Origin of the sequence: Mesorhizobium sp. CA13, from assembly GCF_020165235.1 — a bacterium.
GTDB lineage: Bacteria > Pseudomonadota > Alphaproteobacteria > Rhizobiales > Rhizobiaceae > Mesorhizobium.
In genome coordinates, this window is the sequence record NZ_JAIUHS010000018.1 from 57,255 (window position 1) to 75,537 (window position 18,283).

17 protein-coding genes, 1 pseudogene and 1 riboswitch are annotated in these 18,283 nt (G+C 63.2%); of the genes and pseudogenes, 10 read left to right on the forward strand and 8 right to left on the reverse strand.

Annotated features, from left to right (window positions below):
- Nucleotides 1-83: 83 nt before the first annotated feature.
- The 3 genes from LB566_RS28320 to LB566_RS28330 are packed head-to-tail and all read left to right on the forward strand — an operon-like array spanning nucleotide 84 to nucleotide 2,738.
- The gene (locus tag LB566_RS28320) at nucleotides 84-650 is read left to right on the forward strand and encodes a sigma-70 family RNA polymerase sigma factor (RefSeq protein ID WP_224629239.1); all 567 of its coding nucleotides are present in this window, start codon (nucleotides 84-86) and stop codon (nucleotides 648-650) included.
- Nucleotides 647-1,315: an anti-sigma factor gene (locus tag LB566_RS28325; RefSeq protein ID WP_224629241.1), complete on the forward strand. Its 669-nt coding sequence runs from the start codon at nucleotides 647-649 to the stop codon at nucleotides 1,313-1,315. The genes LB566_RS28320 and LB566_RS28325 overlap by 4 nt, the downstream gene beginning before the upstream one ends.
- Entirely contained in the window at nucleotides 1,305-2,738 is a 1,434-nt protein-coding gene (locus LB566_RS28330; RefSeq protein WP_224629248.1) for a S8 family serine peptidase, read from the forward strand. The genes LB566_RS28325 and LB566_RS28330 overlap by 11 nt, the downstream gene beginning before the upstream one ends.
- Nucleotides 2,739-2,815: 77 nt before the next feature.
- Here the strand turns inward: LB566_RS28330 and LB566_RS28335 are convergent.
- Together LB566_RS28335 and LB566_RS28340 are read right to left on the reverse strand one after the other, a co-directional pair.
- A pseudogene (locus LB566_RS28335) lies at nucleotides 2,816-4,158 on the reverse strand (NAD(P)/FAD-dependent oxidoreductase).
- A gap of 162 nt (nucleotides 4,159-4,320) precedes the next feature.
- A complete protein-coding gene (locus LB566_RS28340) occupies nucleotides 4,321-5,349 on the reverse strand; it encodes a LacI family DNA-binding transcriptional regulator (protein WP_224629249.1) in 1,029 nt (342 codons plus the stop codon).
- 363 nt (nucleotides 5,350-5,712) lie between these two features.
- On the opposite strand from LB566_RS28340, the gene LB566_RS28345 reads away from it, so the two are divergent.
- The 5 genes from LB566_RS28345 (at nucleotide 5,713) to LB566_RS28365 (ending at nucleotide 12,309) form a co-directional block, all read left to right on the forward strand.
- On the forward strand, nucleotides 5,713-7,068 hold the full coding sequence (locus LB566_RS28345) for an ABC transporter substrate-binding protein (protein WP_224629254.1): 1,356 nt from the start codon (nucleotides 5,713-5,715) through the stop codon (nucleotides 7,066-7,068).
- Nucleotides 7,069-7,332: 264 nt separating this feature from the next.
- A complete protein-coding gene (locus LB566_RS28350; RefSeq protein WP_224629255.1) occupies nucleotides 7,333-8,346 on the forward strand; it encodes a carbohydrate ABC transporter permease in 1,014 nt (337 codons plus the stop codon).
- 1 nt (nucleotide 8,347) lies between these two features.
- Nucleotides 8,348-9,502: a carbohydrate ABC transporter permease gene (locus LB566_RS28355; RefSeq protein WP_140550371.1), complete on the forward strand. Its 1,155-nt coding sequence runs from the start codon at nucleotides 8,348-8,350 to the stop codon at nucleotides 9,500-9,502.
- 4 nt (nucleotides 9,503-9,506) lie between these two features.
- Nucleotides 9,507-11,171, forward strand: a complete 1,665-nt coding sequence (locus tag LB566_RS28360; protein WP_224629258.1) for an alpha-glucosidase — start codon at nucleotides 9,507-9,509, stop codon at nucleotides 11,169-11,171.
- Between the two features lie 25 nt (nucleotides 11,172-11,196).
- A complete protein-coding gene (locus tag LB566_RS28365) occupies nucleotides 11,197-12,309 on the forward strand; it encodes an ABC transporter ATP-binding protein (RefSeq protein ID WP_140550373.1) in 1,113 nt (370 codons plus the stop codon).
- 96 nt (nucleotides 12,310-12,405) lie between these two features.
- Here the strand turns inward: LB566_RS28365 and LB566_RS28370 are convergent, their stop codons facing one another.
- The 4 genes from LB566_RS28370 to LB566_RS28385 form a co-directional block, all read right to left on the reverse strand.
- Complete coding sequence (locus LB566_RS28370; RefSeq protein ID WP_140550374.1) at nucleotides 12,406-12,642, reverse strand: DUF680 domain-containing protein; 237 nt, start codon at nucleotides 12,640-12,642, stop codon at nucleotides 12,406-12,408.
- A gap of 71 nt (nucleotides 12,643-12,713) precedes the next feature.
- A complete protein-coding gene (locus LB566_RS28375; RefSeq protein WP_224629260.1) occupies nucleotides 12,714-12,920 on the reverse strand; it encodes a DUF680 domain-containing protein in 207 nt (68 codons plus the stop codon).
- A 69-nt stretch (nucleotides 12,921-12,989) separates the two neighbouring features.
- Complete coding sequence (locus LB566_RS28380) at nucleotides 12,990-13,196, reverse strand: DUF680 domain-containing protein (protein ID WP_140501222.1); 207 nt, start codon at nucleotides 13,194-13,196, stop codon at nucleotides 12,990-12,992.
- Between the two features lie 71 nt (nucleotides 13,197-13,267).
- Complete coding sequence (locus LB566_RS28385; RefSeq protein WP_224629262.1) at nucleotides 13,268-13,465, reverse strand: DUF680 domain-containing protein; 198 nt, start codon at nucleotides 13,463-13,465, stop codon at nucleotides 13,268-13,270.
- Nucleotides 13,466-13,944: 479 nt separating this feature from the next.
- Nucleotides 13,945-14,147, forward strand: a riboswitch (cobalamin riboswitch).
- A gap of 130 nt (nucleotides 14,148-14,277) precedes the next feature.
- Between LB566_RS28385 and LB566_RS28390 the strand changes: the two genes are divergently transcribed.
- Both LB566_RS28390 and LB566_RS28395 read left to right on the forward strand, forming a co-directional pair.
- Entirely contained in the window at nucleotides 14,278-15,525 is a 1,248-nt protein-coding gene (locus LB566_RS28390; RefSeq protein ID WP_224629264.1) for an aromatic ring-hydroxylating oxygenase subunit alpha, read from the forward strand.
- A gap of 19 nt (nucleotides 15,526-15,544) precedes the next feature.
- Complete coding sequence (locus tag LB566_RS28395; protein WP_224629266.1) at nucleotides 15,545-16,645, forward strand: hybrid-cluster NAD(P)-dependent oxidoreductase; 1,101 nt, start codon at nucleotides 15,545-15,547, stop codon at nucleotides 16,643-16,645.
- A 122-nt stretch (nucleotides 16,646-16,767) separates the two neighbouring features.
- Here LB566_RS28395 and LB566_RS28400 read toward each other — a convergent pair whose 3' ends face one another.
- Both LB566_RS28400 and LB566_RS28405 read right to left on the reverse strand, forming a co-directional pair.
- Nucleotides 16,768-17,550 (reverse strand): ferredoxin reductase, encoded by a 783-nt coding sequence (locus LB566_RS28400; protein ID WP_224629269.1) that lies wholly within the window; start codon nucleotides 17,548-17,550, stop codon nucleotides 16,768-16,770.
- The gene (locus tag LB566_RS28405; RefSeq protein ID WP_140550381.1) at nucleotides 17,547-18,158 is read right to left on the reverse strand and encodes a molybdopterin-dependent oxidoreductase; all 612 of its coding nucleotides are present in this window, start codon (nucleotides 18,156-18,158) and stop codon (nucleotides 17,547-17,549) included. Before LB566_RS28405 ends, LB566_RS28400 begins: the two co-directional genes overlap by 4 nt.
- Between the last annotated feature and the right edge of the window lie 125 nt (nucleotides 18,159-18,283).

Here is an 18,283-nt window from a genome sequence, read left to right on the forward strand (position 1 = left end):
CTTCGCAAATTCCTTGGCGGAGGATGAACCTTTTTGGACCGATCAGCGACAGAGCAGGCAGGAGCCAGGCGGCTCGATCGGCCATGACGGCCGCGATGGAAACCGATCGCGCGCTTGTCGAGCGGGTCGCGAAGGGCGACCGGGCCGCTGTGCGGCTCCTGTTCCTGCGCCACCACGCGCGGATATACCGCTTCGTGGCGCGCCAGACGGGATCGGAAATGATGGCTGACGATATCGCGAACGAGGTGTTCCTCGAACTGTGGCGCCAGGCGCCGGGTTTCGAGGGACGTTCCGAGGTCTCGACGTGGCTGCTCGGCATCGCCCGCTTCAAGGCGCTGTCCCTGTTGCGCAGGAAGAAGGAAGACTGGATCGACGACGAGGCCGCCGCCGCGGTGCCCGACAGCGCCGATACGCCCGAGATCGTTACCATGAAGGAGGACAAGAGCACCGCCCTGCGCCGCTTCATCGATGCCTTGCCGCATGAGCATCGTGTGGTCATCGATCTCGCCTATTATCAGGGGCAATCGGTGACCGAGATCGGCGAGGTGCTCGACATCCCGGTCGCGACCGTCAAGACGCGGATGTTTTATGCCCGCAAGAAACTCGGCGAGGCCCTCAAGGCCGCCGGTTACGACAGGGGGTGGCCATGAGCGCCGCTGAAAAGATGTCGCGCCGCGATGAAATGGAAACGCTGCTGCCGTTCTACCTGAACGGTTCGCTGGAAGGCTCGGAGCTGGAGGCCGTCGAGGAATGGCTGGCCAACGATCCGGCGGCGATGGCGGCTCTTGGCGAGGCGGAGGCCGAATTCTCCAGCACCGCGGCCGTCAATGAGGCGATCCGTCCGCCGGCCGATGCGCTGAGCCGCTTTTCCAGGGCGCTCGATGCCGAGGCTGGCCCGGTGCGCGCCGCCGCCGGTTCGTCCTGGCTGGCGCAGGTCTGGAGCCGCTTCATGGCACTGCCGGTCGGCGTCGCCTGGGCGGCGGCCGCGGCTCTGCTGGCGCTGGTCATGGTGCAGTCGTTCGTGCAGCCCGGCGGCAAGGGCGGCAATTTCGAGATCGCGGGTGCGCAGGACGAGATGGCGAAGATGCCGTTCGCGCTGGTCAAGTTCAAGCCCGACGCGAAAATGTCCGACATCGCCGCCTTTCTCGACAGCAGCGGACTGAAGATCCTGGACGGACCGGCCGCCGGGGGCGTGTTCCGGCTTGGCATTCCGGCCGCGAACGCGGCCGACTACGCCAGGCAACTCGGCCTTGTTGCCGCCCAGCCTTTCACCGACACCGTGATCGAGGGAAGGAAACCGGCCGATGGCGGCTGAGGCGGTCATTCGATTTGCGGCCATCCTTGCGGCGGCGATGACGATCGCCACCGGGCCTGCGTCGGCGCAAGGCAACGACACCAATGCCAACCGGGGAAAGATCGACTGCCGCGACGGCGCCAATGCGGCAGGCCCCGACTGTGCCAAGGACGGCAACGCCGGCGGCGACAGTGGCGGCGCGGCGGACGCCGTGTTTCTTCCCGCCCTGATCGTCGACCTGTTCCCCAATCCGGCCGCTCCCGCGACACCAGTGCCGACGCCACGGCCGGACCCGGTGGCGCCGCCCGCCGGCACGCAGGCCGGACCGCCTCCGGGCGGGCCGATCGTCTCGCCGAGCGATCTCATCGCCGTTCAGGCGCCACGCGCCGTGGCCGGCGATTTCGTGCCCGATGAGGTGCTGGTCACCGTCGATGGCGATGCGGGCGCCGTGCAGCAGATCGCCGCTTCCTTCGGCCTCGATGTGCGCTCGCAGCGGCAATCGTTTCTGCTCGGCACCACACTTGTGCGCTTCGGCATTCCCGACGGCCGCCCGGTCGGCGTCGTGCTGGCGCAGCTTGCCGCCGACGGCCGCACGCAGCGGCGCGAGCCCAACCATATTTATTCGCTGCAGCAGGCGGCGGGCATCGTCAACTATGCGTTCGAGCGCATCGCGCTCGAGCCCAGCCAGGCGAGCGGCGAGAACGTCCGCGTCGCTGTCATCGACACCGGCATCGACGAGACCAATCCGGCACTGGCTGGGGTCATCGCCGGCCAGTTCGACGCCATGCCCGACGTGGCGGTCGAAAAGCGCGATCACGGTACCTCGATCGACGGGCTGATCGCCGGCGTCGGCGCGCTCAAGGGCATGGCGCCCGGCGCCAGGATCTATCACGCACGTGCCTTCGAAGGCGGCAAGTCGACAATGGACGTCATCCTCGCTGCGCTCGACTGGGCGGCAAGCCAAGACGTTCGCATCATCAATATGAGTTTCGTCGGTCCGAAGAACGACCTGCTCGGCGTCGCCTGCCGCAATGCACGCGCGCTCGGCATGGTTCTTGTCGCCGCCGCCGGCAACAACGGGCCCAAGGCGCCCTATGGCTACCCGGCCGCCTTCGACGGCGTCATCGCGGTGACCGCCACCGACGCCCGGGATGGGCTGATGCCGCAGGCCAATCGCGGCGCCTATGTCTTCATCTCGGCGCCGGGCGTCGAGATGGTGGCGCCGAGCGGCGCGGGCTCGGATGTGGTCACCGGCACTTCTTTTGCGGCGGCGATCGTCAGTGGTGCCATCGCCAATCTCATCCATGCTTCGCCCGACCGATCGGCCGACGCCATCGAAAAGGCGCTTGCCGCAACGGCCCGGGATCTCGGTTCGAAAGGGCGGGACGATGATTTCGGCTACGGGCTGCTGGACATCAAGGCCGCCGAGACGGCGAAGGAATGATCCTTGGCGACACGCCCCTAAATTCAGTCGACGGCTATTTGCGACGGCCGAGACGGAGCGAATGCTGGACTAAACATCTAGAGGGCCGGACCCAACCGAACGGCGCTTCCATCATAGAAGCGTGACAGGCGAAAGCGGCTGAGATCATGCCCACTCGCGTTACCCTGAATCAGGTCGGAAACGACGCGACCGATTCCAGGTCCGATACCGAATCCGTGACCACTCATTCCCGTCGCGACGAAAAGACCGACGACTGCCCGCGCGTGGTCAACGACGGGGACGACATCGGGCATGGCGTCAATCATGCCTCCCCACCCTGCCTTCAAGCGAACTGTTTTGAACTGTGGAAAGAGGCGTCTGAAATTGCGCTCTACAGAACGGAGACCGGAGCGTTCAGCGGCCGGGTTGAGCACCCGCATTCCTTCGAAAGGACTCCGGGAATCCGGGGTCCAATCGCGCGGAATCGACCAGCTGTCAGGGTAACCCGATGGAGCGTACGGAAAGTAGCGGGTTCCGAGCGGATTGGCCATGAGGGCGGGAAGGTACTTGGTGGCGTGCCGGAATGCGTCAGGCCCCAGGTAGAGCAAATTACTGCCTCCCGGGGCGAGCGTGTATCCGCCATCCTGTCGGCGCCTGAAAGCGATGTGTTCGTCCGCTGCCGCACCTGCATAGATTTCAGGCATAGGCTCCGTTGCGGCTACGGTTACCCTGACGCTGAGTTGGGGGATGGAGACGCCGTGTCTTCTCAGAGGGACGACCAGGCGCCGCCCGCGACCAGTACGCTGGAGGTTTCAATGTATCCCGCCTCGGTCCACACTCCTCTGATCCTGCCAGCTGAGATTTCGAGGGTTCGCGCTGCGCAATTCTCTATGATCTTGGCGCCTTTTCGGACGGCAAGACGAGCGAGCGCAGGCACCGCCACCCAAGGCTCCGCGCGCATGTCGGAGGGCGTCGTCATCGCGCCCTTGAACTTGCGCGACATGCCCTTGATGAGTTTCGCGGTTTCGTCCGCGTCCAGGAGGCGAGTGTCGAGCCCATGGATCTCGGCGATCTTCATGAACTCTTCGAAACCGGCCATGTCCTTGTCGGAGTTCGCCAGATAGGTCACACCTGTCTGATCCAGCCCGATGTCTTCGCCGCATTCCTCAGCCAGTTGCCGCCATAGGCGAAAAGCCTCGATGACAATTGGCAGTTCATCTGCGTCGCGCCCCTGCTTTCGAATCCAGCCCCAATTTCGGGACGATTGTTCGGCCGCAACGCGGCCTTTTTCCAGCAGCGTGACCGGAATGTTCCGCTTCGCCAGAAAAAGAGCAGTCGTTACGCCGATGATGCCGCCACCAATGATGACCACCTCCGAACGCTTCGGCGGTGGGCCAGGATGTTGGATTGGATCCATTTCGGAGAACGGGAATATCGGCAAGTGGGCATCCAGGAGAACTGGTTGATGGCTTTGGCTTACTGGTTGCCACCCTCTAAAAGCCAAAGCAAGCGCGGTGCAGGCAGACCACTCTCCATGACACTGCAACCGATCTTCCGGCAACGCCCGCAAGCGGTCTAACTCGGCCCCCCGGAGCGACTGGCTCTATCCCAGGGCAGGCGCTCCGGCGACCGATCCCCTGACCACCAGATCGACCGGCCAGACCTCGCCGCGCGGGCCCTCCTCCAGCCCCGATATCCGTGCCGCCAGGCGCTCGGCGATGCGGGCGCCGGCGAGCCGGATCGAGGAGCGCGTCGTCGACAGCGGCACGGAAAAATTCTCCGGCTTCAACCAGGGAAAGACGTCGTCATGAGCGATCAGCGAGATGTCGCCGGGGATGCTCAGGCCAAGGTCGCGCACGGCGCGCACGACTCCGAGCGCCATGATCAGGCTGGAGCAGGCGATCGCGGTGGGCGCGCCGTCCTGTTCGAGCAGGCGCCGGGCGGCGCGATAGCCGTTCTCCTCGGTCATGGCGACGGAGCAGACATGGCGGTCGCCCAAGGTCAGGCCGCTCGCGGCGAGCGCCCGGCGCACGCCTCGCTCGCGATGCACGGCGAAGGTTTCGCGGTCATCGCCATTGATCAGCGCCAGCCGCCGGTGGCCGAGCTGGACGAGCAGTCGCGCCGCCTCGTGAAACGCGCCCTCATTGTCGATGTCGAGATAGGGATAGTCGAAATCGAAACCTTCGCTGCGGCCATGGATGATGAAGGGTATACCGAGCGTATTGACCAGCGCGACGCGCCGGTCGGCCGGCGTCGGCGAGGAGATGTAGACGGCGTCGACCTGGCGATTGGCGACGATGCGCCGGTAAGTCGTTTCCTGGTCGTCGGCGTCGGCGGGAGACAGCACCAGGTCGAGCTCGTGCGAGCGCGCATAGTCGCCAAGGCCGGACAGGAATTCGACGAAGTGCGGGTCGATGTCGACGGCAGCACCCGTCGGCAAGACATAGCCGATCATTCCGGACTTGCCGGTCGCAAGCCGGCGCGCGCTCGGATTGGGGCGATAGCCATGGCGCTTGGCGGCGTCCATGACGCGCCGGCGCGTCTCTTCGTTGACCTCGGGATAGCCGTTCAGCGCCCGGCTTACCGTGGTCTGCGAAAGCGCCAGCATATGCGCGAGCTGCTTCAGGTTCACGAGAGGCCTCCATTCCTCAAAGCGCTTTTAAATTGAATCGACCCAAGTCTTGCAACAGGCTCGGCACACCATGACGACCATAGGCGGGCTTGGGGCAGGTTTGAAACATAAATTGCTGCTGCATTGCCAAAAAAGCGTGCTGCGGCGCGATATTCCAGGTAACGTATACCGGGATTAAATCGATTAACTTGTCACACCTCTTGACTTCAGGACGATTCAATGGCGAGATCGAGAAAGCCAAAGCGCTTTGGAAGACTCTTCGAAAGGTTGCGGTTCCTTTCCGACTGAGTCACAGTCCTGCGGCGTCGGCGGGCGGAATGGAGGTTCCGTCCGGTGTTTGTGACCCACTGGGAGGGAATACCGATGAAGAACATGCTTTTGCTGGGCGCCGCGCTTGCCGTGCTCGCCCTCGGCGCGCCCGCGCAGGCCGAACTGAAGTTCAAGCCGGGCGAGGACAAGCGTTTCAACTGGGCAAACTACGAAGAGCTTAAGAAAGTCGACCTCAAGGGCGAGACATTGTCGATCTTCGGGCCATGGCGCGGCGAGGACGAGGCCCTGGTTCGCGGCGTACTCGATTATTTCTCGGAAGCCACAGGTGCCGAGATCAAATATTCCTCCTCGGAAAATTACGAGCAGCAGATCGTCATCGACACGCAGGCCGGCAGCCCGCCCAACATCGCCGTTCTGCCGCAACCCGGCCTGATCCAGGATCTCGCTTCCAAGGGTCTCTTGACGCCGCTCGGCGACGACACCGCCAAATGGGTCAAGGACAATTACGGCGCCGGCCAGTCATGGGTCGACCTCGGCACCTTCAAGGACAAGGACGGCAAGCCGGGCTTCTTCGCCTTCCCCTACAAGGCCGACGTGAAATCGCTGGTCTGGTACTCGCCCGACAATTTCGAGGAAGCCGGCTACAAGGTGCCGAAAACGCAGGAAGAACTCGCCGACCTCGAGAAGAAGATCATCGCCGACGGCGGTACGCCATGGTGCATCGGGCTCGGATCGGGCGGCGCCACCGGCTGGCCGGCGACGGACTGGGTGGAAGACCTCATGCTGCGCACGCAGTCTCCGGAAACCTACGACAAATGGGTGAAGAACGAGATCCCGTTCAACGACCCGGCAGTGGTCAACGCAATCGATATCTTCGGCAAGATCGCGACCGACGACAAGATGGTCGATGGCGGCGCCAAGGCGGTTGCGGCGACCGATTTCCGCGACAGCCCCAAGGGCCTCTTCGCCGTGCCGCCGAAATGCTACCTGCACCATCAGGCGTCGTTCATCCCGACCTTCTTCCCGGAAGGCACGAAGATCGGCCAGGATGCGGATTTCTTCTACTTCCCGCCCTACGCGTCCAAGCCCGAACTGGGCACTCCCGTGCTCGGCGCCGGAACGCTGGCGATGATCACCAAGGACTCGAAGGCCGCCCGCGCCTTCATCGAATTCCTGAAGATGCCGCTCGCTCATGAGATCTGGATGGCCGAAGGCGGTTTCGTCACCCCGTTCAAGGCGGTCAACAAGGATGCCTATGCCAGCGATGCGCTGCGCAAGCAGGGCGAGATCCTGGCCAACGCCTCGACTTTCCGTTTCGACGGGTCGGACCTGATGCCGGGCAAGATCGGCGCCGGCGCCTTCTGGACCGGCATGATCGACCTGGTCGGCGGCAAGTCGGCGCAGGACGTCGCCACCGACATTCAGAAGAGCTGGGACGCGATCAAGTAAGAGTTCGCACCCGCGGAGGCCTAGGCTTCCACCTCCCGAGCGTATCCGGGCCAAGCTGGCCCGGATCCGACCGGCCCAACGCAACATCCCAGCCCGGCCGACCGGGACGGATCAGGTTCCAGTCGTGACGGCGTAGACATTCCGGCATGCGGCGGGCACGGAGCCACACGCTTCCCTGCCTGCTCGCGCTCAACAACGAGATCGGCGCGCGGCGCAATCGCAAGGATCGTTCCATCCTGGCGGGTCGTGCAGGGAGAGGGACCCATGGCGGCTCAGATTTTCTCGGCCATATTCGTCATCATCATCGGCGTCGGCGGCTGCGTCGCCTATTTCTGGGGCGCCAACAAACTGCTCGACGTCACCTTTCCCTCGCGCGGCGTCGCGGGGGCCGCCGCCGTCGACAACCTGCGCCGGCAGGGGCTGATCCGGCCCTGGCTGTTCGTCGGCCCGGCGATGATCATCCTGACCATCTATCTCATCTATCCGGTGGTCGAGACGCTGCGGCTGTCCTTCCTCGATCGCGGCGGCGCCAATTTCGTCGGCCTGGCCAACTATCAATGGGCCTTCGGCGACCGCGAGTTCCGCAATTCGATCCTCAACAATGTGCTCTGGCTGGCCGTAGTGCCCGCCGCCTGTACCTTCCTTGGCCTGATCATCGCCGTGCTTACCGACAAGATCTGGTGGGGCACGATCGCCAAGAGCCTGATCTTCCTGCCGCTGGCGATCTCCTTCGTCGGCGCCAGCGTCATCTGGAAATTCATCTATGAGTATCGCGGCGAGGGCCAGACGCAGATCGGCATCCTGAATGCCATCATCCAGCATTTCGGCGGCCAGCCGCAGGTCTGGATATCGCTGCCGTTCTGGAACAATTTCTTCCTGATGGTGATCCTGATCTGGATCCAGACCGGCTTTGCCATGGTCATCCTGTCTTCGGCGCTGCGCGGCATTCCGGAAGAGACGCTGGAAGCCGCCGTCATCGACGGTGCCAATCCGTTCCAGATCTTCTGGAAAATCATGGTGCCGCAGATTTGGGGCACCATCGCCGTGGTCTGGACCACGATCACCATCCTGGTGCTCAAGGTATTCGACATCGTGCTGACCATGACCAACGGCCAATGGAACAGCCAGGTGCTGGCCAATCTGATGTTCGACTGGATGTTCCGCGGCGGCGGTGATTTCGGCCGCGGCGCGACAATCGCCATCATCATCATGATCGCGGTCATTCCGATCATGGTCTGGAACATACGCCAGGCCAACAAAGAGACGGGAGGACATTGAGATGACCGTCGCGACCGGAAACTCCTTCGCCAGCCGCTTCGGCGTTCACATCGCCGTGCTGGTCTTCGTTGCGATCTGGACCATGCCGACGCTCGGCATTCTGGTATCGTCGCTGCGCGACAAGGACCAGATCATCGCCTCGGGCTGGTGGAACTCGTTCGCCAGTTCCAGCCAGACCGAAGCCGGACGCCTGCCGCCCGCCTCGGCGCAAGTCGAGAAGGATGGCAAGTTCGTCCTCCAGGGCAACATTTTCGGCGATGGCGCGGCGCGCGAGATTAGCGCCTTCGGCGTCAAGTCGGCGGCACCGACGCAATTTCCGGCGGGCACATCGGCCGATCTCGGCGAGGGCGTTACCTTGCAGCTCAATGCCGACGGCAGCTTCGTCATGACCTCGCCCAAGGCATTCGAGGGCGACCGCGGCCAGCGCGTCTACTATGCCTCCTCGGCGCCGCCGAAATTCACCACCGACAACTACAGGACCGTGCTGTTTTCGGAAGGCATCGGCCGCTCCTTCATGAATTCGCTGACCGTCACCATCCCGGCGACCGTCATCCCTATCCTGATTGCCGCCTTTGCGGCTTACGCTCTGGCGTGGATGCGCTTTCCCGGGCGCGCGCTTCTGATCGCCGTCATCATCGGCCTGTTGGTGGTGCCGCTGCAGATGTCGCTGATCCCGCTCTTGAAGCTCTATAACGGTGTCGGCGCCTTCTTCGGCGTGCCCTCCAAGACCTATCTCGGCATCTGGCTGGCGCATACAGGCTTCGGGCTGCCCTTCGCCATCTACCTCCTGCGGAGCTACATTGCCGGCCTGCCGCGCGAGATCATGGAATCGGCGCGCATCGACGGCGCCAGCGATTTCGAGATCTTCGTCAAGATCGTGCTGCCGCTGTCATTTCCCGTGCTGGCGTCCTTCGCCATCTTCCAGTTCCTGTGGGTATGGAACGATCTCCTGGTGGCGATGGTTTTCCTTGGCACGGAGGCGGATCAGATCGTGCTGACCGCCAAGCTCAATGCCTTGCTCGGCTCGCGTGGCGGCGACTGGGAGATCCTGACGACGTCGGCTTTCGTGACCATCATCGTGCCGCTGATCGTGTTCTTCTCTTTGCAGCGCTATTTCGTCCGCGGGCTGCTCGCAGGCTCGGTGAAAGGAGGCTGAAACCATGCAATCCGCTTTGAAAGCCAGTTCGAGGCCCGATCTCGCCGTCGATAGCGACTGGTGGCGAGGTGCCGTGATCTACCAGATCTATCCACGCAGCTATCAGGACTCGAATGGCGACGGCATCGGCGACCTCAAGGGCATCATCGGCAGGCTTGCCTATATCGCCGCGCTCGGCGCGGACGCCATCTGGATCTCGCCCTTCTTCAAATCGCCGATGAAGGATTTCGGCTATGACGTCTCGGATTATTGCGACGTCGACCCGATGTTCGGCACGCTGGCCGATTTCGACGCGCTGACGGAGGAGGCGCACAGGCTGGGGCTGAAGGTGATGATCGACGAGGTGCTGTCGCACACCGCCGACATCCATCCCTGGTTCAGGGAAAGCCGATCGAATCGCAGCAATCCGAAAGCCGACTGGTATGTCTGGGCCGATCCCAGCCCGGACGGCACGCCGCCCAACAACTGGCTGTCGATCTTCGGCGGATCGGCCTGGCAATGGGACACCAGCCGCCAGCAATACTACCTGCACAACTTTCTCGCGGAACAGCCGGACCTCAATTTCCACAACGGTGAAGTCCAGGACGCGCTGCTCGACGTCACCCGCTTCTGGCTGGAGCGCGGTGTCGACGGGTTTCGCCTCGACACGATCAATTTCTACTTCCACAGCCAGGGGCTGGAAAACAATCCGCCGCTGCCGCCGGAACAGCGCAACGACCAGACCGCACCCGCGGTCAATCCCTACAACTACCAGGACCACATCTACGACAAGAGCCGTCCGGAGAACCTCGGCTTCCTCGAACGCTTCCGCGCCCTGCTCGACGAATATCCGGCAACGGCCGCGGTCGGCGAGGTCGGCGATTCACAGCGCGGGCTGGACGTTGTCGCGGCCTATACAGCCGGCGGCAAGCGCGTGCACATGTGCTATTCCTTCGATTTCCTGGCGCCGGAAAAGATCAGCGCCGCCAAGGTCCGTTCGGTGCTGGAAACCTTCGGCAAGGTTGCCAGCGACGGCTGGTCGTGCTGGGCCTTCTCCAATCATGACGTGATGCGCCCGGCCTCGCGCTGGGCCGCCAACGAAGCCGACCCGACCGCCTATCTCAAGGTTATCTCGGCATTGCTGATGTCCTTGCGCGGCTCGGTCTGCATCTATCAGGGCGAGGAATTGGGGCTCGGCGAAGCCGAATTGCGGTTCGAGGATCTGCAAGATCCCTACGGCATCCGCTTCTGGCCGGAATTCAAGGGCCGCGACGGCTGTCGCACGCCGATGGTGTGGGACGGCAACGCCAGGAATGGCGGCTTCTCCCAGGCAAAGCCGTGGCTGCCCGTGCCGGCCAAGCACCTGTCGCAAGCCGTCAATGTGCAGCAAGGCGACGAGCATTCGCTGCTCGAACACTACCGGCGTTTTCTCGGCTTCCGCCGCGCCCATCCGGCGCTGGCCAAGGGCGATATCAGCTTCATCGCAAGCCAGGGCGACACTGTCGCCTTCACGCGCCGCGCGGGCAACGAGCAGATCGTCTGCGTCTTCAACCTGGGATCGGGGCCGGCGGAGGTTGACCTTGGCGGCCGATCGCTGCAACCTTTGCCCGGACACGGATTTTCGGGACAGGCGAGCACCAGCTCCATCCGTCTCGGCGGCTACGGCGCCTGGTTCGGGCGTATCGACTGAATTCTAGGGACCACTGGAGAGAAACATGGCCGATGTCACGCTGAGGCAAGTGAAGAAATCATACGGCAATCTCAATATTCTGCACGGCATCGACCTCGACATCAAATCGGGCGAGTTCATCGTTTTCGTCGGTCCGTCGGGCTGCGGCAAGTCGACATTGCTGCGCTCGATCGCCGGGCTTGAGGAGATCACCTCGGGCGAGCTCAGAATTGCCGGCGAGGTCGTCAACGACGTGCCGCCGTCGAAGCGCGGCATCGCCATGGTGTTTCAGTCCTACGCGCTCTATCCGCATATGACGGTCTACGACAACATGGCGTTCTCGATGAAGATCGGCAAGGAAAGCAAGGCCGAGATCGACAAGCGCGTGCGCCAGGCGGCAGAGATCCTGCAGCTGACCAACTATCTCGACCGCCTGCCCAAGGCGATGTCGGGCGGCCAGCGCCAGCGCGTGGCCATCGGCCGCGCCATCGTGCGCAACCCGAAAGTGTTCCTGTTCGACGAACCGCTGTCGAACCTCGACGCCGCGCTGCGCGTCGCCACCCGCATCGAAATCGCCAAGCTCAAGGAATCGATGCCCAACACCACCATGATCTACGTCACGCACGATCAGGTGGAGGCGATGACGCTGGCCGACCGCATCGTGGTGCTGAAGGAGGGCCATATCGAGCAGGTCGGCACACCGATGGAGCTCTACAAGAAACCCGGCAATCTGTTCGTTGCCCAGTTCATCGGCTCGCCGGCCATGAACATCCTGCCGGCGACCATCGACAAATCAGGCAATCCGACCGTCATCAGTCATGTCGGCGGCCGCAAGGCTACGGTGCCGATCACGACGCCGGCCTCGGCCAAGGGCGCCTCGGTGAGCTTCGGCGTGCGGCCGGAGGACCTGACGATCGCCAGCGGCACGGACTATCTCTTCGAAGGGACGGTGGACTATGTCGAGCAGCTCGGCGAGGTGCAACTCGTCTATGTCGACATCGGCCGCGCCGACCTACCGCTGGTGACCAAGCTGCCGGGCAATGTCGAGGTCAAGCGCGGGGCGACGCTGCGGCTGAGCGCCGACGCCGGAGACCTTCATATCTTCGACGCGGATGGGCGATCCTTCGCGCTGCACGAGACGGAAGCGAAGGCGGCCTGAGAGCAGGCCATGAATTGCATGAATTAATTGCCGGCCACGCAAAAACAGGAGCGGCGAGCAAAGCCCGCCGCTCCTGTTTGATATCAGCTTCGGCTGTTAGTGGCCGAAGAGATTCCGGTCACTGCCCTGAGGGGCGGACTTCTGTACGTCACCCGAGGAATTGAGCAGCTTGTAGACGGGCGAACCGCTGTCGCGGATCGAAGCCGTGTGCGACTTGTCGACCGAGGTGACGGCAGGCTGGTTGGCACCATTGGAGCCGTAATTGTCGCTGGCGGCCAAAGCGCTGCCGGAAACGGCCAGAACGGCGGCGGCGGCAAGGATGATCTTCTTCATTTCAAGTCTCCTGAATTCTCAAATTCCACCGCAGTGGCGGGCTTACCCGCCAGCTGCTGAAGGATCGGCTGTTAGTTGTTGCCGAAGAGGTTACGATCGGCACCCTGAACAGGGGCCTGAGCAGCCGGAGCCGACGTCCTGGTCGAAGCGGTGTACGAGCTGTCGGTCGACGTGGCCGCGGGCTGATTGGCGCCATTGGAGCCATAATTGTCGCTGCCGGCGAAAGCGCCGCCCGAAACAGCCAGAACGGCGGCGGCAGCAAGGATGATCTTCTTCATTTCAAGTCTCCTGAATTTTCGAATTTCGCCAGGACGGCGGAAGGCCCGCCGTCAACTGGAGATCGGCTGTTAGTTGTTGCCGAAGAGGTTGCGGTCGGCACCCTGAACAGGCGCCTGGGCAGACGGCGCGGACTTCTGGACCGAAGCCGTGTGCGCGTTGTCGACCGAGGTGACGGCAGGCTGGTTGGCGCCATTGGAGCCATAGTTGTCGCTGCTGGCGAAAGCACTGCCCGAAACGGCCAGAACGGCGGCGGCAGCAAGAACGATCTTCTTCATTTCAAGTCTCCTGAATTCTCAAATTTCGCCCAGGACGGCGGAAAAGCCCGCCGTCAACTGGAGATCGGCTATTAGTTGTTGCCGAAGAGGTTGCGATCGGCGCCCTGGACAGGCGTCTGGGCAGCCGGTTCCGACTTCTTGGTCGAAGCGGTGTACGAGCTGTCGACGACGGTGGCCGCAGGGGCATTCGAACCATAGTGGTCGCTACCAGCGAAGGCGCTGCCGGAAACAGCCAGAAGGGCGGCGGCAGTGAGAATGATCTTTTTCATTTTTGATACTCCAGTATTTTTCCGTCCGTCTAGCGGCGTGTCTTGGGAGGAAATCGCGTCGTTCGGACAGCCCCGATGTGGGAAAGCCATACCGCCATTTCCAATCACGAAGTTTTTCCGCGTGGACCAAGTTTCCACCACTTGAAATTGTGCCAGGGCCTTCTACATTCGTTTTTTTCCGTTTAATATCAGATAGTTAGGTAAACTGATCGTGCGATCACCAACTGTGTCGAAGGCGCAGTGTTCACACCGTCCTGTACGCATCGTCAACAGAAACGAACCGTTCGGTTCGATTTTAGAGGGCGCTAATAGTCACTTTTCGAAACCGTTAACCTTTTTTGGCTCCGGCACGAGTTGAATTCCGAGGCGGCGAGCCGAGCCTTTCTGCCCCTCCAACGACGGCCGCACCGTTTCCAATGCGTGTCGCGCGGCATGGATGCGATGTCGTTTTCATGCCGACGACAAGTCGGCGATCATGGTTAGATCCTGCCATCTCGGGTGCCGCCACGTGACGACGAGGCGGAGAATTGGGAAGCCGGTCAGAATCCGGCGCTGCCCCCGCAACGGTGGTGGAGTTCAGGTCGCGACGGGAGACCACTGGGCAAAGGCCTGGGAAGGTGTCGCAACAGTCCGCAAGGACAGCTCCAGAGCCCGGAAACCAGCCTGAGATGTTGGACTCGACTGATCGCGGCGGGCGGTCAAGAGGCGGATGGTGCATGTCCGGCGCAAGCCGGCGCGCGGCTTGATCCTTCCTCTCTCCCCTCCGTTCAGTCCTTCAATGCGAGGACAGGACTTCAATGCGAGGACAGGACATGGATGCGCGCAACGACATGCTGAAACGGCTGCAAGGCCGCAGGGACGGCTTCTCACTCGAGCAGCCCTTCTATACCGACGCCGAATACTTCAAGCTCGATATGGAGCTGATCTGGTACCGCGACTGGCTGTTCATCGGTCATGATTGCGAACTGCCCAGGCCCGGCAGCTTCATCACCGTGCAGATCGGCGACTATCCTGTGGTGCTGGTGCGCGACCAGAAGGGCAACATCAACGCCTTCCACAATTCTTGCCGCCATCGCGGCAGCCGCGTCTGCAACACCGACAAGGGCACGGCGGCGAAGCTCGTCTGCCCCTACCATCAGTGGACCTACGAACTGGACGGCAGGCTGCTGTTCGCCAGGCAGATGGCCGAGGGTTTCGACAAGAGCCAGTTCGGCCTGAAGCCGGTCGCCTGCGAAAGCGTTGGCGGCTACATCTTCATTTGCCTCGCCGACGAGCCGGCGGATTTCGTGCCGATGCGGACGATGATCGAACCCTATTTGCTGCCGCACCGGCTGCGCGAAGCAAAGGTCGCCTTCGAGAGCACCATCGTCGAGAAGGGCAATTGGAAGCTGGTCTGGGAAAACAACCGCGAATGCTATCATTGCGCCGGCAACCATCCGGAGCTCTGCAAGACCTTTCCTGAGGCGCCGACCGTGACCGGCGTGCAAGGCGCCGACAGCGACCCGGAGATGCTGGCGCACTGGGCCAAATGCGAGGCCGCCGGCCTGCCGAGCAAGTTCCGCATCGACCCGGCCGGACAATACCGTGCCACCCGCGCGCCGCTGCTGCGCGATGCCGTCAGTTACACGATGACGGGAAAACGCGCGGTCAAGAAGAACCTGTCCGACAGCGTTGCCACCGACCGCATCGGCTCGTTGCTGCTCTATCACTATCCGACGACCTGGAATCACATCCTCGGCGACCACGCCGTCACCTTCCGGGTGCTGCCGATCAGTGCCACCGAGACCGCGGTAACGACCAAATGGCTGGTTCACAAGGACGCGGTCGAGGGTGTCGACTACGATCTCGCCGAGCTCACTCATGTCTGGACCGAGACCAACGACCAGGACCGCCGCATCGTCGAGGAAAACGCCTTCGGCATCCTGTCGCCGGCCTATGAACCCGGCCCCTATTCCGAACTGCACGAAGGCGGCGTCATCCAGTTCGTCGACTGGTACGCGCGTTTCATCGGTCCGCGCCTCGCCGAAGGCGGCCGGCCGGCCCTGCGCAGCGTTGCTTGAGAGGTGAGGGATGAATGCGATGACGGATCTCGGCCTCTATCGCCATCTCGATCAGATGGCGCCCTGGAACGACAGGCTCCAGGTGCTGGAAGTGATCGGCGTGAGCGACGAGGCGCCTGATGTAAAGACCTTCACCTTCCGCTCCGACAACCAGACCTGGTTCCGCTACAAGCCGGGCCAGTTCGTGACGCTGGAACTGCCTACAGCGGATGGGCCGCTGATGCGCACCTACACGCTGTCGTCTTCCCCCTCGCGGCCGTTCTCGATCGCGGTGACGGTGAAGGCGCAGGCCGGCAGCACCGGCACGCGCTGGATGTTCGACCATTTGAGGCCCGGTTCGCACGTCAAGGCCTATGGGCCGGCCGGAGACTTTTCGCTGCACAGCCACCCGGCAGCCAAATATCTGTTCATCTCGGCCGGCTCCGGCGTGACGCCGATGATGTCGATGCTGCGCTGGCTGAACGACTGCGCGCCATGGACCGATGTCGGCTTTGTCAATTGCGCGCGCCGGCCCGAAGAGATCATCTTCCGCAAGGAACTGGAATTGCTCGGCAGCCGCATGCCAGGCCTGTCGCTCGGCTTCATGATCGAGGAACGGTCGAGCCGGGAGGGTTGGTTCGGCCATATGGGCCGCATCGACGCCATCCGGCTGCCGCTCTTGGCGCCCGACTTCCGCGACCGGGAAATCTTCTGCTGCGGCCCCGACCCCTTCATGCGTGCCGTGCGCGGCATGCTCGAAGCCGCCGGCTTCGACATGGTGAAATACCATCAGGAAAGCTTTGCAGCGCCTCTGACGGAGGAAATTCCGGCGCCGTTCGCCTCGCCGACTGACGACGGCGCGGTCATTCCTGTCGAAGCCGCGACACCGATCCGGTTCTTGCTTTCGGATGTCGATGCCGCATGCGTCGCCGGCCAGACGGTGCTGCAGACGGCGCGCGCCTCGGGAGTCAGAATCCCCGCCGCGTGCGAATTCGGCCTGTGCGGAACCTGCAAGGTCAAGAAGGTCTCGGGCGACGTCGAGATGAGCCACAATGGCGGCGTCCTCGATCACGAGATCGAGGACGGCTTCATCCTCGCCTGCTGCTCCAAGCCGCTTTCGGCGCTTGACATCGAGGCGTGACCGGCGGCGAAGCCGCTTCTTCTTGCCAGGAGGGTTTCGGATCCTCGCCGCTGCAGGGCTGGGACGGGCGAGAATCCAGCCCGCGTGCAGCCGCAGCCAAGATACGGCGCCAGGCGGACATCTCAGACGCCGTAGCGTTCCGTCCGGATGACATCCGCCGGAACGCCGGCATCGATCAGCGCCTGGGCGGCGGCGGAGACGAATGCATTGGAGCCGCAGACAAAGGCGAGGCCGGGCGGCCGGCGCAGCCGCGCCATGGATCGCACCATCATGGCGACGTCGACCCGCCGCGAGTAATCCGCCGGCCGGCGCGCAGCCTCACGCGTCAGGGTCAGCACAAGGTTGAAGCCGTTGCCGCGATCGTCGAGGCCGATCAATTCGTCACGAAAGATGACTTCGTCCCACACGCGCGCCGAAAAGACGAGGACGACGGGCACTGTCGATCGTCGCGCGGCGCGATGGCGGACCATCGACATCAAGGGCACGACGCCGGAGCCGCCTCCGACCAGCAGCAGCGGTCCCTCATCGTCATCGGGCCAGATGAAATGTCCGCCGAGCGGGCCGCGCAGCTCGATCTCGTCGCCCACCGCGGCGACCTCGTGGAAGAAGGGCGAGACCTCGCCGTCCTCGAGCCTTTCGATCGCCAGTTCGATCACCGGACCGGCCTCCGGCGCGGAGGCGATGGAATAGGCGCGGCGCGCCTGGTAGCCGTCGGGAGCGGTCAATCTGACATCGACATGCTGTCCAGCCCGGTAGGCAAACGGCCGCGACGGCTCGAAGAAAAAGCTGGTGACACGCGGCGTGCGCTTTTCGACGCGGACGATCCTGGCTGTCTGCCAGGGCGACCCCGTCTGCCCAGGCGACTCCGTCTGCCCAGGTGATTGTACCGATGGCACCTCGCTCATGGATCGTCCGTATAGCGCTGTTCGCGCCACGGGTCGCCATAGATGTGATAGCCGCGCAGTTCCCAGAAGCCGGGCTCGTCGCGTTCGGTGAATTGCAGGCCATTCAGCCATTTGGCCGATTTCCAGAAATAGAGATGCGGGACGAGCAGCCGCGCCGGACCACCATGGTCCGGCGTGATCGGCTTGCCTTCATAAAGCAGCGCCACCATCGCCTTGCCGGCGGTGAGATCCTTTGTCGGCACGTTGGTGGTGTAGCCGTCGAAGGACAGCGCCAGCGTGAAGGCGGTCGGCGGCTCGATACCGGCATCGGCAAGGATATCGTCGACCAGCACGCCCTGCCAGGCCGTGTTGAACTTGGTCCACGCGGTCACGCAATGGATGTCGCGCGTCATCTTGCTCAGCGGCAATGCGTTGAACTCGGCCCAATTCCACTTCTTGATCGGGCGCGGTCCGTGCTTCAGCGTGAACGACCAGTCCTCGGTGCGCAGGTGCGGCGTCGGTCCCGCCGACAGCACCGGAAATCCTTGCTCGAGATACTGGCCGGGCGGGATGCGCGCGTCGCCATCCGTCGGTGGACGCCGCCCTGAAAAGAAACCTCGCGTGACCATTGCGGCAATTCCCCTGCGTCGGATGTCGAGCCTTGTGTCGGCCTTACGCAGTGTTCTCGAAGAAGCGGTGGCGGGCAACCTTTATCTTGGCGGGCGCGGCAGGCTCGTCCAGGCGACGACCGAGC

Excerpts from the sequence above, each read along its gene's own strand:
- LB566_RS28375 (WP_224629260.1), bottom strand. The coding sequence starts at position 12,920 with ATGAAGAAGATCATCCTTGCTGCCGCCGCCGTTCTGGCTGTTTCGGGC.
- LB566_RS28365 (WP_140550373.1), top strand. The coding sequence starts at position 11,197 with ATGGCCGATGTCACGCTGAGGCAAGTGAAGAAATCATACGGCAATCTC.
- LB566_RS28385 (WP_224629262.1), bottom strand. The coding sequence starts at position 13,465 with ATGAAAAAGATCATTCTCACTGCCGCCGCCCTTCTGGCTGTTTCCGGC.
- LB566_RS28400 (WP_224629269.1), bottom strand. The coding sequence starts at position 17,550 with ATGAGCGAGGTGCCATCGGTACAATCACCTGGGCAGACGGAGTCGCCT.
- LB566_RS28320 (WP_224629239.1), top strand. The coding sequence starts at position 84 with ATGACGGCCGCGATGGAAACCGATCGCGCGCTTGTCGAGCGGGTCGCG.
- LB566_RS28395 (WP_224629266.1), top strand. The coding sequence starts at position 15,545 with ATGACGGATCTCGGCCTCTATCGCCATCTCGATCAGATGGCGCCCTGG.
- LB566_RS28360 (WP_224629258.1), top strand. The coding sequence starts at position 9,507 with ATGCAATCCGCTTTGAAAGCCAGTTCGAGGCCCGATCTCGCCGTCGAT.
- LB566_RS28345 (WP_224629254.1), top strand. The coding sequence starts at position 5,713 with ATGAAGAACATGCTTTTGCTGGGCGCCGCGCTTGCCGTGCTCGCCCTC.
- LB566_RS28350 (WP_224629255.1), top strand. The coding sequence starts at position 7,333 with ATGGCGGCTCAGATTTTCTCGGCCATATTCGTCATCATCATCGGCGTC.
- LB566_RS28330 (WP_224629248.1), top strand. The coding sequence starts at position 1,305 with ATGGCGGCTGAGGCGGTCATTCGATTTGCGGCCATCCTTGCGGCGGCG.
- LB566_RS28370 (WP_140550374.1), bottom strand. The coding sequence starts at position 12,642 with ATGAAGAAGATCATCCTTGCCGCCGCCGCCGTTCTGGCCGTTTCCGGC.
- LB566_RS28390 (WP_224629264.1), top strand. The coding sequence starts at position 14,278 with ATGGATGCGCGCAACGACATGCTGAAACGGCTGCAAGGCCGCAGGGAC.
- LB566_RS28325 (WP_224629241.1), top strand. The coding sequence starts at position 647 with ATGAGCGCCGCTGAAAAGATGTCGCGCCGCGATGAAATGGAAACGCTG.
- LB566_RS28405 (WP_140550381.1), bottom strand. The coding sequence starts at position 18,158 with ATGGTCACGCGAGGTTTCTTTTCAGGGCGGCGTCCACCGACGGATGGC.
- LB566_RS28380 (WP_140501222.1), bottom strand. The coding sequence starts at position 13,196 with ATGAAGAAGATCGTTCTTGCTGCCGCCGCCGTTCTGGCCGTTTCGGGC.
- LB566_RS28355 (WP_140550371.1), top strand. The coding sequence starts at position 8,348 with ATGACCGTCGCGACCGGAAACTCCTTCGCCAGCCGCTTCGGCGTTCAC.